Genomic DNA, 14,998 nt, shown 5'->3' with positions numbered 1-14,998 from the left:
ATACATATCTTCAAGAATGGCCCAGTGGCTCAGTTGGTTAGAGCGCCGCCCTGTCACGGCGGAGGTCGAGAGTTCGAGTCTCTTCTGGGTCGTTTGCTTTCGAAAGAAAGCGACAAGATTTATGGGATCTTAGCTCAGCTGGGAGAGCATCTGCCTTACAAGCAGAGGGTCATAGGTTCGAGCCCTATAGGTCCCATTTATTCTTAAAATAAAATAAGGGCGATTTCCCGAGTGGCCAAAGGGGACAGACTGTAAATCTGCTGGCAACGCCTTCGGTGGTTCGAATCCACCATCGCCCATTTAAAATTGAATACCACATCACGCCGATGTGGCTCAATTGGCAGAGCAGCTGATTTGTAATCAGCAGGTTATCGGTTCGAGTCCGATCATCGGCTTAGATATTATCGCGGGGTGGAGCAGTCTGGAAGCTCGTCGGGCTCATAACCCGAAGGTCACAGGTTCAAATCCTGTCCCCGCTACTATGCCCAGATAGCTCAGTTGGTAGAGCAGAGGACTGAAAATCCTCGTGTCGCTGGTTCGATTCCGGCTCTGGGCATTTTCCATGGAGCATTAGCTCAGTCGGTAGAGCACTTGACTTTTAATCAAGTTGTCCGGGGTTCGAATCCCCGATGCTTCACTAAATGAAAACAGCTCAAATCCTTATTATGAGGGTTTGGGCTTCTTTTTTTGCTGAATAGAATGGAACAGAAAACTGAGAGAATCCTTATAGAAATGTCTAGGAGTTTCCACATAAGATGTTAAAATATGTGGAGTTATCCACAAAAAAACAGAAAGAGAACTGTATTGTGAGGATATTAGCAAGGGAATCCATCGCATGGTCGATATTCAGCCCTTTAGGGCTGCCGTACAAAACATTCGTTTTGGGCAGCCCCAGGCCTTGTGTTATTCACAAACAGGATTTTCAATGTCTGTGGAGACAATAAATTCGTGTTTGTGGTTGGCGTCGTAGGTGGTACAGCCTTTTAAGAGGTGGACATGCTTTCCACATCCCACGTCAATGGCCTTGCCCGTTGTACCGCAAAATTCGTGGTGATGTCCGTTACAGGAATCAGTAGTAAATTTTACTTCGTGAACGTGACTTCCATCACAGGGAATGGCGTCGCCTGAGACGGTTGCAAATCTATGATTGTGGGCATACTCACAACATCCAGAGATGCGGGTACTTCCCGTAATTTCGTGATTGTGCTGTTTGGGATAACAGGTCTTGCTTTCTTTGTTTTCCATAATGGATTCCTTTCTTTTTGGAATATGAATGGTTACAATTCTATACTATGCACGAATCAGAAAAGAGGGTATAAATACGGAAAGGAAAAGAAATAAAAAAGAAACCAGAATCAATGAGGGGGGAAGGTTGATTCTGGTCTCTTTTTTAATATTATAAATATTAAAAAGAAGGAGAGCCGGTTTTCATACCGGCATATGAAAAAGAAAAAGATTTTTGAAAAAGTCTTATCGGCTTTTACAAGTAATACTATACAGGGTAAATGTGATAAAACTGTGATGAAATCCTAAAAGAAATGTTAATAAAAGAAAAAAATGGGGATGTGTTTATAAGAAAAAATAGCACAAAAAGAACAGGAGCAGGAATCCGAGGGGGATAGATTCCTGCTCCTGTTTTATTTCATAAAAAAGAAGGAGTTACTGGCAACTCATTGCCAGTAATATGAAAAGAAAAAGATTTTGAAAAAAGTCTTATTGGCTTTTACAAGTAATACTATACTATGTAAATAAGGACAATTTATGACAAAAAACTAAAAGAAAAATGAAAAAGACAATTTCTGATTTATTCTTTTTTTATAAATGCTTTTGATTTTCTTATTTTTCTGCTTTATAGACCGGATCGGCAGGATAACCGCCGGCAGCCTTCTGCATACCGCGCTGAATGGCGTCTCTGGAGTTTTTCCAGTCTGCGTCTTTGTTTTTATAATCGAATTTGTCACAGAACCATTCCAGGTCTTCGGTTACGCGTTGGAGATTATGTTCCATAAGGGGGAAGAGGTATCCATAAAAGGATTGCTTTTCTTTGTCAGACAGCAGTGTGTCTCCGGTTTCCACCAAATCTGCAAAGTGAGGGATACAAAAGCCTTTGCTGTTTTTTAAGAGTTCCTGAAATTCCGGGCTTTTCCGGTAGAGCTCAAAGAACGTATCCAGGTAGCGGTTGTAGGTATTTTTATAATAGTCACAGATGTAACAGGATGCGGTTTGCTCCTTTACCCAGGCGCCGATGTTTGTACGGGGATTTTCCGCATCTACCTTTGTTTTCTTAAAATGCCCCAGGACAGAGGCTTTGGCAGGAGAAAATATTTTTATCTGCTGTTTCAGTTCTTCGTTTTTCTTTTTGAAATGTGTGGTGAGAATCAGGCCTGTTCCCAGACGGTTGCCGTAGTCGAACATTTTTTTATAATGGGTTCGGCAAAAGCCTATTTTGTCTGTCTCTGCACGGACATCGTCTTCCATGTAGGAAGCGCCGGAACCAAGGACAAAATCCATGGCATGCTGTTCCAGATTTCGTTCAATAAAACAGAAAGGACATTCGTCCTGTGCGCGAAATGCGTCCATGAGAGGGATAGTATAAATTTTTTCTTTCATAGCGTTAAACTCCTTCAAAAAATACTTTAAGATAAGATTACCACAGGTGGGAAACAAAGAAAAGAAGAGGATTTGAAAATAAGTGTTTACACAAGTGTTGACAGTCTGATAAACTATATAAAAAGAGGTTTTAATAGTGTAGTTTTTAGGGAAAATGGAGCAATTATGAAAAAGAAAATAGATTTGTTAAATGGCCCCATAGCAGGAACCTTAGCCAGACTGGCGTTTCCTATTATGGGGACTTCTTTCATACAGATGGGGTATAATCTGGTGGACATGATATGGATTGGCCGGCTGGGCAGCGGTGCGGTAGCAGCAGTGGGCGCGGCAGGCATGTTTATGTGGCTGGCGAATGGTGTGACTACGGTACCCAGAATCGGCGGTCAGGTGGCGGTAGGGCATAAACTGGGAGCAGGAGACAGGGAAACAGCGGCTGAATATGCCAGAGGTGCGCTGCGGATGGGGGCGTTTCTGGGAATTTTGTACGGCATTATCAGTGTGCTTTTGAACAGACAGTTGATTGCCTTTTTTCAGTTGAACAGTCCGAAAGTTGTGTGGGACGCCAGAGTGTATTTGATGATTGTATGCGGTCTGGTAGTATTTTCCTTCCTGGACCAGGTATTGGGAGGAATTCTGGCAGCTATGGGAAATACAGTTACGACATTTCGGGTCACGACCATAGGGCTTTTGATTAACCTGGTACTGGATCCGGTATTGATATTTGGAGTGGGACCGATTCCGCGTATGGAAGTAGCTGGGGCGGCTATTGCCACGGTACTGGCCCAGGTCATTGTGTTTATCCTGTACTTGCGGGCGGTATGGCAGGAGCCGGTTATTTTTGCGAATCTGCATTTATTTGTGAGAACAAAAAAGGAATACATTAGAGAAATGGTAAAAATCGGATTTCCTCCGGCCATTCAGGATTCCCTGTTTTCTGCAATTTCCATGGTAATTGCCCGTCTGATTGCAGGCTGGGGAGATGCGGCTGTTGCCGTGCAGAAGGTAGGAAGTCAGATAGAATCCATTTCCTGGATGATGGCAGGTGGCTTTTCTACGGCAGTCAACGCATTTATTGCCCAGAACTATGGGGCAGGCAAAGTAGAGAGAATTCGGAAAGGCTATCATACGTCCATGATAATTATGGCGGTCTGGGGTGCAATTACCAGCTTTTTGTTGCTGGTATTTCCCGAATTTTTCTTTCGTATATTCATTACGGAAGAAGAGGTTATTCCTATGGGAGTAGATTATCTTAGAATTATAGGAATTAGTGAAATTTTTATGTGCCTGGAGGGCGCTGCAACCGGGGCATTTCAAGGTATGGGAAGGACGGTTCCGCCTTCTGTGACGGGAATTGTATTTAACACCCTGCGAATTCCTACAGCTATACTGCTTTCCGCAACCGCCCTGGGACTCAACGGAGTATGGTGGGCATTGAGTATTTCCTGCGTATTGAAGGGAACGGTGCTTCCTATATGGTTTGCGATTGTATTTAGAAAATTCTATAAAAATTATAAAGAGACAAAGGGAGAGCAATATGAATTCAAGTGAAAAAATTATGGTGGCTCTGGGTATTCTGATTCTGGCAGGAGGGATTTTTCTGGCCTTGAAAGGAAAGTCTTCCATGATTAGGGAGAGATTTGGAAGCGGGGTATCACCGGAGAATGAAAGAAAATTTATGGCAACTATCGGCGGGGCTGTCTGTGTTATCGGACTGGATATGCTGGCACTGGTGGGAATGTCTGTGAAATTTCAGATAAGCCAGGAGGTAACGCTGGTGATTCTGGGAGTTGGGATTGCGCTCTTTGTGGGAATTATCCTGATAGGACAGAAATATTACAGAAGATAAGAGGCGAAAAACATGCTGAATTGTTTATTTGTAGGAATCGGCGGGTTTGCAGGAGCGATTTGCAGATATCTGATGGGGATGATTCCTTTGCAGGATAAGTCGGGATTTCCCTGGATAACTTTGTGCATCAATGCTATAGGGGCTTTTGTCATAGGCCTTGTGACGGCGGCAGCAGCAAAGAACGGATGGGGAGACAGTCATCTGGTATTGTTTTTAAAAACCGGAGTCTGCGGAGGTTTTACAACGTTTTCTACCTTTGCTTTGGAGAGCTCTTCTCTGATGAAGCAGGGGAAAACAGGAACTGCAGCAGTTTATATGGTGCTTAGTGTGGGAATTTGTCTGGCTATGGTGATGCTGGGGCAGAAACTCATAGTAAAATAAAATTTTAAGAGCAGGAGAGGAAAAATGAACAGAGAATATCATATTGAGACAAAATGTATCCAGTCTGGCTGGAAACCGAAAAAGGGTGAGCCCAGAATGATGCCTATTTACCAGAGTACTACGTTTAAGTACGATACCACAGAGGAAATGGGCAGATTGTTTGATTTAAAAGATAACGGATATTTTTATACCCGCTGTCAGAATCCGACCAATGATTTGGTTGCGGCAAAGATTGCAGATTTGGAAGGCGGCGTAGCGGCTGTGCTGACGTCTTCCGGACAGGCAGCGAACTTCTATGCTGTATTTAACATCTGCGAAGCCGGAGACCATGTTATCTGCGCGTCTGCGATTTATGGCGGGACTTTGAATGTGTTGGGTGTTACAGCAAAGAAGATGGGAATCGAATGTACTTTTGTAGATGTGGATGCACCGGCAGAAGAGTTAGACAAGGCCTTTCGTCCAAACACCAAAGCTGTGGTTGCCGAAACGATTGCCAATCCGTCTCTGGTGGTGCTGGATATTGAAAAAATGGCAAATCTGGCACACAGCCACGGTGTTCCTCTGATTGTGGATAATACGTTTGCAACACCGGTGAACTGTCATCCGTTTCAATGGGGAGCGGATATTGTGACACACTCTACCACAAAATATATGGATGGGCATGCAGCGCAGGTAGGCGGCGCTATTGTAGACAGCGGAAACTTTGACTGGGAAGCCCATGCAGAAAAATTCCCCGGACTGACACAGCCGGATGAATCTTACCATGGCGTTGTATATACAAAACAGTTTGGAAAAGCGGCGTATATTACAAAAATTAATGCCCAGCTTATGAGAGATTTGGGTTCTATTCCTTCTCCAATGAACTGTTTTATTTTGAATCTGGGACTGGAATCTCTGGTATTAAGAGTGGAAAGACATTGCTACAATGCCCAGAAAACAGCAGAATATCTGGAAGCACATCCGCTGGTTGGCAAGGTGAATTATCCGGGACTTCCGGGAGACAAATATTATGAACTGGCACAGAAATACATGCCAAAGGGAACCTGCGGTGTCATTTCCTTTGAATTAAAAGCAGGCAGAGAGGCAGCGGTAAAATTTATGGACAGCCTGAAGCTGGCGTCTATTGTCACTCATGTGGCAGATGCCAAAACCAGTGTACTGCATCCGGCCAGCCATACGCACAGACAGTTAAATGACGAACAGCTTGTGGCAGCAGGCGTGTCTCCGGGAATGATTCGCCTGTCTGTAGGAATTGAGCATATTGATGACATTTTGGCAGACCTGGAACAGGCACTGGAAGCAAGTGAGCAATAGACATGAAATCATATCAGATTACAGCATGGAGTCATGAATTATTTAAGCTTCAGGTCACACCGGGCGGTGTTTATATTGACGCTACCATGGGAAATGGCTATGATACACAGTTTTTGTGTGAAATGGCAGGAGAGACTGGCAAAGTATGGGCTTTTGATATTCAGGAGCAGGCTTTAAAAGCTACAAAAGAGCGGCTGGAAAAGCATGGGCTTTTGGCAAAGGCAGAATTGATTTTGGACAGCCATACCCAGATGGAACAGTATGTGAAGCCGGATTCTGTGGACGGCATTTATTTTAATTTCGGATATCTTCCGGGAGGGGACCATGAACTGGCCACAAAGGCAGACACCAGTGTACAGGCAGTGGAAACAGGAATGCGTCTGCTGAAACCGGGCGGTGTTATGGCGCTTTGTATTTACAGCGGAGGGGATACGGGATTTGAGGAAAAGAACCAGATACTGGACTTTCTGAGAAAGTTGGACAGTCGGAAGTATATTGTAATTGTAAACCATTATTATAACCGGGAAAATAACCCTCCCATACCGGCATTTGTAGTAAAAAAGGGATAGGACATGACAGGGCAGGCATAGGATAACAGTGAGGAAAATACAGGAGTTTGTCATAGTATGAGCAGAGAAAAGGACTCGTGTATTTTAATGGCAGTGCTGTTTCCTGTACTGCCCTGGATGCTTACTGTGGTACTTCTGGGGCGGACGGCATGCCCTTTAAGCAAAAAGCCGGATATAGAGGCTTATACGGCATCTGTGGCGGCATCCCAAATTTCCTGGGCATATGAACAAGAAGCAATTCGAGCTCAGGTCGTTCTGGCCAGAACAAACCTGTATGCCAATCCAGACAAGCAGGAAGAAATGATACAGGAAGCTGCCAGGTATATAAAAAAGCAACAAATGGACAGTAAAATGCTGAAAAAATATGAGATTTTTCAAAAGGCAGCCCGGGAGACAGAAGGTCAGATATTGGAAAAAGACGGGGAGGTCCGGGAACTGCCGTATCATGCGTTAAGTGGGGGAAAAACCAGAGAGGGAAAGGAAGTTCTGGGAGAAGCATTTTCTTACATACCATCTGTGGAAACCGCCAAAGATATAGACAGTCCTCTGTATGTAGAGGGCTGTTACTTTTCACAGAAGGAACTGGAGAAACAGTTAAAGAGTGTGTATCCGGGATTTCAGATGGGGGAGGGAACCGTGGAAGTGAAGTCTGCGGACGGGGCAGGATATGCCATGGAAGTACAGATTGGAAATCAGGTCTTCCAGGGGGAAAAGGTGAGAGAATTGCTTCAACTGCCGTCTTCCTGTTTTACCATACAGAAAACAGAGGAAGAAGTACGGTTTCTGTGCAAAGGTGCGGGACACGGATTGGGAATGAGCCAGTATACGGCGCAGCAAATGGCACTGGAGGGGAAGAGTTACAGAGAAATTCTGCTGTATTTTTTTCCGGAACTCGAGATTTCATGGTATAAAAAAACCGGTAAGGCGTTTTGAGGTGCGTTACCGGTTTTTTGAATGCAGATTTACTTTTTATTATCTGTCTCCAGGTTCAGAACAGAGGTGTGTACAACAGGCGTATCGCCGTCTTCAATGCTTTCGACATTGCAGTAAATGGAGTCTCCTTCTTTAAATTCGTAAAATTCCTGTACATTGTAGGGATACAAAATTGTCATGTCACTTTTGATGGTGACCGTGTCTCCTTTTTTCATATGGAAACCGTCGTAGCTGCCGTTACTGGTGACTTTGGCTTCTATGGTGCAGCTATCTAAAATAGAGGTGATTTCTGCATGAAGTTCATCGGAATCATTACTTTGGTAGGCCAGCGGAGAGGGCGTGGTTTCCAGCACAGATACAGCTTTTTTGGATACAGGCAGATATTGGACAATGAATTTGGAGTCTTCGGAGTATTTATAACTGATTTCTCTGCTGTCCGTGTCCAGACTTCCCTCTGGCTGAAAGTAGGAATATGTGTCAAATTCTTTTTCTGTAACAGCTACCCGCACAGTCTTCTCATTTAAATCAATACCTTCCATGGAATAAGTATATCCCAGAGAAATACCAAACAGGGTGTGCTTATTTTTGAAAAACTGTATTTGCGTGAGGGTTGTCTGCCGTGGGTTGGATTTTGCTGCAAAATCTCGGATTCCGCTGTAAAGGGAAAGCCCGCTGAGCAGCAGGACAGCCAGACTGCATACAAATGGAATGTAATGCTTTACAGCACTTTTCAGTCTGTTTCGCAGGAAAATCCAGTACAGTACAAAGAGCAGGGTGATGGCCAGGGCTGCCCAGAAACAGATGTAGTAGGAGCGGGGAGCGGCTGTGGTCTGATAAAAGTGAATCAGGACAAATCCGTCAAAAAGCAGCAGGACTGCCATAAAAAGAAAGAAAAAGTATTTTTTCATATGTGAGAACCTCCGTATGTATATTATGGTTGTGCTTTCCAACCGTTTTTCTGCGTTTCTTTTACCTGATACAGAGCATGGTCTGCCTGGAAATAAAGCTGTTCGAAGCAGGTTCCGTGTTCCGGTACAGAGGCAATGCCAATGGAAGCGGAAATCGTTACCTTTTTGCCGTTTTCTTCACAGGTTCGGTGAAGCTGCATAACTAAATGATCGAAAATAGGAGCCATATGCTCGAAATTGTGCGCGCCTGGCAGATATGCGGTAAACTCATCACCGCCAAGCCGGGCAATGATATCAGTTTTGCGAAAATGTTTCTGAAGAATCTGTGCGGTATCGTTTAAAATCCGGTCACCGTAAAGATGTCCGAAGGTATCGTTAATCTGCTTGAAATTATCCAAATCCAGAATGAGAAAGAGCCCGTTTTCGGGAGCGGTTTTGTCCGCCAGCAGCTGATTGATTTTCATTTTGGCTGTTCTGGCATTGTAAAGTCCGGTGAGGCCGTCACGCTCTGCCCTTTCCCTGAGCTCCAGTTCCTGCCGTTTTTCTGTATCAATGTCATTTAATAACAGAAGATAGGTGTCCTGGGCCTTGTTTAATTCCAGTTTATAGACTTCGCAGGAAGTCCAAAGAAGCTGTGTGTCCTGTATGAACAGAAATTCTGTCCGAATTTTTCTGTTTGCGGTGTTTAGTTCTTCTGCCAGGTATTCCCGGTGCAGAAAATGACGCATGATTTCCAGATAGTCTTCGGACACAAATGGAAAGATATATTTTTCTTTGTAGCTTTCAAAGGACAGAAATTCCGAAAGTTTTTCCTGGTTGATTTCCAGAATCTGATTCTTTTTCAACTGGAATTTGGCGCTGCTCCTGGCTTTTTCAAACAAAGCCTTTTGCAGCTGGTTCTGCAGCTGAATTTCCTGTTTCTGTATCATGTTTTCCGTCACATCCTCCAGAAGTCCTACGGTTCGCTGCTCCGTGTCATAGGCAGAATCTGTTTGTTTGGCAATTACCCGAAACCAGAAATCTCCGTTTTTCAGATGAAATTTCATGATTTTTCTGCTGAATCCCTGGTCTTTTACTTCCTGAATCAGTTGGTGGAAGTCTTTTAGGGAGGAGTCCTTCATAATTCCTGAGGTCCCCAGTGTTTCCAGTGCATTTTCTATCCGGCAGGGATGCAGGTTGGAATCGGGAAGAGAACCATGCATATTCAGAATGTCTTCTCTGGCCTTGTATTCAAACACCATGGTTTTGGAATATTCAATGGCAATTCGCAGCATGTGTTCATTTTTTATAGCTTCGTCGTGTTCAAACAGGATTCTGGCTCTTATTCTTTCCTGCATGCAGAGAACCAGTACCAATATGAGGGCCAGAAGGGCGGAAATCCAGAAAAACATCTGGTTTACCATATTTTGTACCTTGCGGCTTTCTGTAAGAATCGGTGTCTGTCGTATGGTTGAGTATAAATGCCAGTTATTGATGTCCAGAGGAACATAGTAGGACAACCGGATGTCTCCGTCAACGGAAAATTCAAAATAACCACTTTTGTTATTCTGTATATTTTCCATAATTTCCTGGCGACTGCTTTTGAGAAAGGTATAGTTTTCCATTTCTTTCCACACATTTTTGTTATTCATCACAGCGTTGGAATTTTTGTGGCTGGTGATGTAGTTACCGTTGGAATCTACAATCTGCAGGTAAGCGTCCATGTTATCTGCGGTATTTAAAATTGCAGAAATGGAGTCTTTATCGGTTATGCCGTATACAATACCGGCAATCGTGTTGTCTTTCGTGCGAACGGGAGCTGCCATTATCTGTACCTGAATGCCGGGTTCTGCCATAGAATCTATGACTTCTGAAACTGCAATCTGACCGGAGAGTGCCTGTATAAAATAGTCCCGTTCAGAAATATTCAAATGGCGGTCTTCGCTGTCTATGGCGTTTCCGTTCACATCGGCTATGCCCATATGGTCAAACAAATCCATGGAGTTAGCCGTATACAGTTTTTCTAAAGAGGCAGAATCTGTGGTTGAAAAAGAATCCGGGAAAGAATCTGCCAGGTTCTGCAGACCGTTTACCCGTGTCAGGTAAAAGTTTTTGATGTAAAAGGCACTTTCCTGTGCTTTGTTCACAAGCAGTTCTTTTTTATCTTCTGTAATCAGTGAAGTGTAAGCGGCGTTGAATTTCCATAAAAGGAAAATGGCGAAAAGGAATAAAAAAACAATCATGAAACTGTATCCCATGAAGAATTTTTTCAGGTGGTGTTTCCGCCCAAAACGCTTTTTCGCAAAGCTGATTAACGGTTTCATAGAAATCTCCTTTGGATATGAACAAATAGTGATAAAAATATTTTATCATGAAAGCGTGGGGAAAGCTATGGTTTTGTATGTATAAGTTTTCATATTCCGGCAATCCTATAATTGAAATCAAGAAAAGGGGCAGAAGTGTTCCAATTATAGGCAGAGGTGAAGAATATGAGTAAAAAAGGGAAAATTCGTGCAGCCCTGGGAGGGTTATTGGCACTGACACTGGTAGTTACCTGTGTGGCTGTGTATCAGTCCGGGAGTAAGAGCACGCCGAATGAGAAAGAATTTGTTAAAGAGGACGAGAAGGATTCTGTTGACGAGGCAATAAAGACAGAAGAGAGGGAAGAAGAGGAAACGGAAGATGCAAATACTTCTGATGTAGAAGGAACAAAAGCAGTGGAAGAAGAGAAAACACCGGAAGAGGAAATTGCTGATACAGAAGTACAGGCAGCAGAGGATGCGGCAGCAGAGGCACAGAACCAGGCCGGAGTGGCAGCAGCGCCGGATGTGAACTTTACGGAAAGCTCCCTTATGGAGTGGCCGGTAAACGGACAGGTTGTGTTGGATTATAATATGGACAATACGGTGTATTTTCCTACTTTAAATGTGTATAAACTGAATCCGGCTGTAGCAATTTCAGCTGAGGTAGGTTCTCCGGTGGCAGCAGTGGCCAACGGAAAAATTGTATCTGTGACGGAAAATGAGGAAACGGGCACAACGGTGACAGTAGATATGGGAAATGGCTATCAGGCTGTATATGGACAGTTGAAAGATGTGCCGTTTCAGGCAGAAGAATATGTGACAGCGGGAGCAGCTCTCGGATATATTAATGAGCCTACGAAATATTATACGAAAGAAGGCGCAAATCTTTACTTTGCACTCAGCAAGGACGGAGTACCTTTGGATCCAATGGAATATTTGCCGTGAATGGAAGACAGCCAATTGGGAGATTGGCTGTCTTTTGGGGCAGAAATCATTCACAAATACCACCCGGGAGAGTATAATAAAGTATGCGAAAGATAATTCGCAGCCGATTTATATTCCTACAGTCTTTATTTTGAGAGGCACAGCCTCAAGTATGGTTGAAATACTTCTTAATCGGCAGCTTTATATAGAGGGCGTCCTGTTTGGCTTTGCGGAGCAGATGAGGCGTCCGCTACATAGTTTTACAGAAAAGCAGAAGGGAAGAGGCAAGTTGAATTATACATATATTGTAAAATGTAGTGATGGAACATTTTATACGGGATGGACAAACTGTCTGGAAAAAAGAATTGCCTGCCATAATGCAGGAAAAGGGGCAAAATATACGAAAGTGCGGCTTCCGGTGGAACTGGTGTATTATGAAGAATTTCCTACGAAGCAAGAGGCCATGAGCAGGGAAGCAGGTATCAAAAAATTGAGCAGAAGTAAGAAGACAGCGCTGATAGAACAATTTCAAATGTGGGAAAAAAGTGAAAAACAGAGTTTATAAAAATCGTGGAAAAATGGTAGCAATCAGGAAGAAGCTGTGCTACAATATCCTCAAAGCATTATATATTTCCAATATTCTAATAGGTCTATTGCGGCGTTCTGCCGTGTCTGAAAATCTGACAGCATATCAAAGGAAAATCTCAATGCTTTTATTCACAGAAAACAGGAACAAATGCAGAGAGGTGGAACAAAGATGTGCGGGAAGGGATACTGAAAGAATTTCTGGAGAAGAATCGAGCGGAGGCAAAGAACATGAGTATATTTGAGTATGACCAGGAAAAGCATATGAGGCAGGAGAGGGAAGAGGCCTGGGAAGAAGGGAATAGGGAAGGACTTGCAAAGGGGAGAAGAAATATGCTCTGTGAATTGATACAGAATCATGTACAAAGAGGAAAAAGTAGGGCAGAAATCGCAGAAGGATTGGGATTGCCGGAAGAGGTTATTGAGGAGATTTTACAAGATTTAGACGATTCTTTATCTGAGTAAAAAAAACAAAAGAAGAAGTTTGTGTGTGGAACATAACGCAACTTCTTCTTTTGCTCTATTCGTTATAAAGGGGAGTATAATCCGTGTATTCTTTTAAATCACCTGTTTAATCTCATAATTTTCATCAACCAGCACCATATCCGCAAATTTTCCCGGTGTAAGAGAACCGACTTTATCGTATACTCCAATGCTTTTTGCAGGATTTCTGGTTGCGGCAAAGATTGCAGCAGCCTCGGAAATACCAAACTTCATAGCATTTTTCATACAGTCGAAAAGATTGGTAGCCGAGCCTGCCAAGGTACCGTCAGCCAGTGCGGCAAAATGGTCTTTCATAGTGACTTCCTGTCCTCCCAGTTCATATTTGCCGTTTGGCATGCCAGTGGCCATCATGGAATCACTGATAAGGACAACTCTTTCTTCACCGAACATTTTAAAAGTCGTGCGGATAGTTGACGGATGAATGTGGAATCCATCACAGATAAGTTCTACCATACAGTCCGGCGTATCACAGGCAGCCCCTACAACCCCCGGGTCTCTGTGGGCGAAAGGAGGCATGGCATTGTACAGATGAGTGACATGTTTTGCACCCAAGTCCATAGCTTTTTTCGCACAATCGTAGTTAGCTGTGGTATGTCCAATGGAAACCATAACTTCGTCTTTCACTTCCTCAATAAATTCAAAGGCATTATCCACATTTGGGGCAAGAGTGACAAGTTTTATCTGATTTCCGGACGCTTCGTTGCACTTACGGAAAAAGGAAGCATCCGGAACACGGATATAATCACCGGCCTGAGCGCCTTTCTTTTTAATATCAATCAGCGGTCCTTCCATATTGACGCCGATAATGCGGGACAGTTCCGGGCTTTCGTCTATTTTAGCAGCAGTTGCAAAAATATCAAGCAGTTTTTCTTTTGCAAGAGTCATAGAGGTGGGACAGTAAGAGGTAACGCCGTGTTCCTTTTCATACTGCAATATTACTTTTAAGCCTTCGGGGTCTGCGTCGCAAAAATCATGGCCAAAAGCGCCGTGGCTGTGTACATCTACCAGACCGGGAATGACTTTCAAACCGGAAGCGTCTACTTCTGTTTTATCTGTTATTTCTGCTTCGGATGCGGCAATTTTGCCGTTTTCTACATATAAATCTTGTTGACGGAAAGTTCCGTCCTCCTGGAAGACCAGGCCGTTTTTAATAATCATGATACCTTCTCCTTCTATTTGGTTTAAATGTAAAATTCGTTTGTTTCCATTATAATTCCTGAAAGAAATTAATTCAATGAATACTTAAAAAAGTGAAAGAACTTTCAAGTGCTGTGCAGATTATTAAAAAATACAGCTTAAAAAAAGTGTTAAATTGGATAAAATGACAAATGGTATGAAAAGTGTTTCAAAATTTTATAAAATATTGAAAAACGTTTCAGAGGTGTTATACTAAGTTCCAGAAAAGCGCAAGCAGAAAGGAGAGCATTATGGAACAGAAATTAGAGCAGCTCAGGGGACATTTAATCGTATCCTGTCAGGCACTTCCACATGAACCGCTGCATTCCTCTTTTATTATGGGAAGAATGGCAAGAGCGGCGAAAGAAGGAGGCGCTATGGGAATCCGTGCCAACACAAAGGAAGATATTGAGGAGATTAAAAAGAACGTGGATCTTCCGGTGATTGGCATTGTGAAGCGTGATTACGAAGACAGCAAGGTGTACATTACACCGACCATGAAGGAAGTAGATGAATTGATGGAAGTCAAACCGGAAATTATCGCCATTGACGCCACCATTGAACTGCGTCCGGGAGGTGTAACACTGGATGAATTTTATCACGACATTCGAGAAAAATACCCGAATCAGTTGTTGATGGCTGATTGCTCTACCGTAGAAGAGGCACTTCATGCAGACGAGCTTGGTTTTGACTTTATAGGAACAACCCTTGTGGGTTATACAGAACACAGTAAGGGAGACAGAATTGAGGAAAATGATTTTGAGATTATCCGCACAATTCTGAAAAATGTAAAACATCATGTAATTGCTGAAGGAAATATCAATACCCCCGAAAAAGCAAGGCGTGTGGTAGAACTTGGCTGCTACAGCGTGGTGGTAGGCTCCATTATCACCCGTCCGCAGTTAATCACAAAGTCTTTTACAGAGGAAATGGCAAAAGCAGAAAGTTAATTTAAAGTTTAAAGAC

Annotated in this window: 16 protein-coding genes and 7 tRNA genes; 18 read left to right on the top strand and 5 right to left on the bottom strand. The window is 43.3% G+C overall.

Annotation, left to right across the window (positions count from 1 at the left end; all coding sequences use genetic code 11):
- The first annotated feature begins 18 nt into the window (after window positions 1-18).
- The 7 genes from WKT17_RS07135 (at window position 19) to WKT17_RS07105 (ending at window position 637) form a co-directional block, all read left to right on the top strand.
- Window positions 19-92, top strand: a tRNA-Asp gene (locus WKT17_RS07135).
- A 31-nt stretch (window positions 93-123) separates the two neighbouring features.
- A tRNA-Val gene (locus WKT17_RS07130) sits at window positions 124-196 on the top strand.
- Between the two features lie 21 nt (window positions 197-217).
- A tRNA-Tyr gene (locus WKT17_RS07125) sits at window positions 218-299 on the top strand.
- Window positions 300-322: 23 nt separating this feature from the next.
- Window positions 323-395: transfer RNA gene (locus tag WKT17_RS07120), tRNA-Thr, on the top strand.
- A 10-nt stretch (window positions 396-405) separates the two neighbouring features.
- Window positions 406-479, top strand: a tRNA-Met gene (locus WKT17_RS07115).
- A 4-nt stretch (window positions 480-483) separates the two neighbouring features.
- Window positions 484-556, top strand: a tRNA-Phe gene (locus tag WKT17_RS07110).
- 8 nt (window positions 557-564) lie between these two features.
- A tRNA-Lys gene (locus tag WKT17_RS07105) sits at window positions 565-637 on the top strand.
- A 266-nt stretch (window positions 638-903) separates the two neighbouring features.
- On the opposite strand, the gene WKT17_RS07100 is transcribed toward WKT17_RS07105, so the two are convergent.
- Together WKT17_RS07100 and WKT17_RS07095 are read right to left on the bottom strand one after the other, a co-directional pair.
- On the bottom strand, window positions 904-1,245 hold the full coding sequence (locus WKT17_RS07100) for a YmaF family protein (RefSeq protein ID WP_291681111.1): 342 nt from the start codon (window positions 1,243-1,245) through the stop codon (window positions 904-906).
- A 591-nt stretch (window positions 1,246-1,836) separates the two neighbouring features.
- On the bottom strand, window positions 1,837-2,610 hold the full coding sequence (locus WKT17_RS07095) for a DUF6062 family protein (protein ID WP_291681112.1): 774 nt from the start codon (window positions 2,608-2,610) through the stop codon (window positions 1,837-1,839).
- Window positions 2,611-2,775: 165 nt separating this feature from the next.
- Between WKT17_RS07095 and WKT17_RS07090 the strand changes: the two genes are divergently transcribed.
- From WKT17_RS07090 to WKT17_RS07065, 6 genes are read left to right on the top strand one after another with little or no spacing between them, the layout of a single operon-like run.
- Window positions 2,776-4,158, top strand: coding sequence for an MATE family efflux transporter (locus tag WKT17_RS07090; protein WP_173749206.1), 1,383 nt, complete (start codon window positions 2,776-2,778; stop codon window positions 4,156-4,158).
- Complete coding sequence (locus tag WKT17_RS07085) at window positions 4,145-4,456, top strand: hypothetical protein (protein ID WP_173749207.1); 312 nt, start codon at window positions 4,145-4,147, stop codon at window positions 4,454-4,456. Before WKT17_RS07090 ends, WKT17_RS07085 begins: the two co-directional genes overlap by 14 nt.
- A 12-nt stretch (window positions 4,457-4,468) precedes the next feature.
- Window positions 4,469-4,837 carry a fluoride efflux transporter CrcB gene (crcB, locus tag WKT17_RS07080; RefSeq protein WP_173749208.1) on the top strand — a complete coding sequence of 123 codons (369 nt, stop codon included), beginning with the start codon at window positions 4,469-4,471 and terminating at the stop codon, window positions 4,835-4,837.
- Between the two features lie 24 nt (window positions 4,838-4,861).
- Complete coding sequence (locus tag WKT17_RS07075; protein ID WP_173749209.1) at window positions 4,862-6,151, top strand: O-acetylhomoserine aminocarboxypropyltransferase/cysteine synthase family protein; 1,290 nt, start codon at window positions 4,862-4,864, stop codon at window positions 6,149-6,151.
- A 2-nt stretch (window positions 6,152-6,153) separates the two neighbouring features.
- Window positions 6,154-6,720 (top strand): class I SAM-dependent methyltransferase, encoded by a 567-nt coding sequence (locus WKT17_RS07070; protein WP_291681113.1) that lies wholly within the window; start codon window positions 6,154-6,156, stop codon window positions 6,718-6,720.
- Window positions 6,721-6,777: 57 nt separating this feature from the next.
- A complete protein-coding gene (locus WKT17_RS07065; RefSeq protein WP_291681114.1) occupies window positions 6,778-7,653 on the top strand; it encodes a SpoIID/LytB domain-containing protein in 876 nt (291 codons plus the stop codon).
- A gap of 29 nt (window positions 7,654-7,682) precedes the next feature.
- Here the strand turns inward: WKT17_RS07065 and WKT17_RS07060 are convergent, their stop codons facing one another.
- Both WKT17_RS07060 and WKT17_RS07055 read right to left on the bottom strand, forming a co-directional pair.
- Window positions 7,683-8,561 carry a hypothetical protein gene (locus WKT17_RS07060; protein ID WP_294542362.1) on the bottom strand — a complete coding sequence of 293 codons (879 nt, stop codon included), beginning with the start codon at window positions 8,559-8,561 and terminating at the stop codon, window positions 7,683-7,685.
- A 23-nt stretch (window positions 8,562-8,584) separates the two neighbouring features.
- Window positions 8,585-10,864, bottom strand: a complete 2,280-nt coding sequence (locus WKT17_RS07055) for a sensor domain-containing diguanylate cyclase (protein WP_291681116.1) — start codon at window positions 10,862-10,864, stop codon at window positions 8,585-8,587.
- 165 nt (window positions 10,865-11,029) lie between these two features.
- Here WKT17_RS07055 and WKT17_RS07050 point away from each other — a divergent pair, with 165 nt between their 5' ends.
- From WKT17_RS07050 to WKT17_RS07035, 4 genes are all read left to right on the top strand, one after another.
- The gene (locus WKT17_RS07050; RefSeq protein WP_173749214.1) at window positions 11,030-11,788 is read left to right on the top strand and encodes a M23 family metallopeptidase; all 759 of its coding nucleotides are present in this window, start codon (window positions 11,030-11,032) and stop codon (window positions 11,786-11,788) included.
- Window positions 11,789-12,056: 268 nt separating this feature from the next.
- Window positions 12,057-12,332, top strand: coding sequence for a GIY-YIG nuclease family protein (locus WKT17_RS07045; protein WP_180211120.1), 276 nt, complete (start codon window positions 12,057-12,059; stop codon window positions 12,330-12,332).
- Complete coding sequence (locus WKT17_RS07040) at window positions 12,313-12,597, top strand: hypothetical protein (protein ID WP_291681117.1); 285 nt, start codon at window positions 12,313-12,315, stop codon at window positions 12,595-12,597. The genes WKT17_RS07045 and WKT17_RS07040 overlap by 20 nt, the downstream gene beginning before the upstream one ends.
- The gene (locus WKT17_RS07035) at window positions 12,584-12,817 is read left to right on the top strand and encodes a hypothetical protein (RefSeq protein ID WP_291681118.1); all 234 of its coding nucleotides are present in this window, start codon (window positions 12,584-12,586) and stop codon (window positions 12,815-12,817) included. The genes WKT17_RS07040 and WKT17_RS07035 overlap by 14 nt, the downstream gene beginning before the upstream one ends.
- Window positions 12,818-12,910: 93 nt before the next feature.
- Here the strand turns inward: WKT17_RS07035 and nagA are convergent, their stop codons facing one another.
- A complete protein-coding gene (gene nagA, locus WKT17_RS07030; protein WP_173749216.1) occupies window positions 12,911-14,014 on the bottom strand; it encodes an N-acetylglucosamine-6-phosphate deacetylase in 1,104 nt (367 codons plus the stop codon).
- Window positions 14,015-14,283: 269 nt separating this feature from the next.
- Between nagA and WKT17_RS07025 the strand changes: the two genes are divergently transcribed.
- Window positions 14,284-14,982, top strand: a complete 699-nt coding sequence (locus tag WKT17_RS07025) for an N-acetylmannosamine-6-phosphate 2-epimerase (protein ID WP_291681119.1) — start codon at window positions 14,284-14,286, stop codon at window positions 14,980-14,982.
- Window positions 14,983-14,998 lie beyond the last annotated feature (16 nt).

It is taken from the genome of Blautia sp. HCN-20427 (genome assembly GCF_037890365.1).
Taxonomy (GTDB): domain Bacteria; phylum Bacillota; class Clostridia; order Lachnospirales; family Lachnospiraceae; genus Blautia.
The sequence above is the reverse complement of the archived record's forward strand: the minus strand, read 5'-3'. Positions and strand labels throughout refer to the sequence as shown.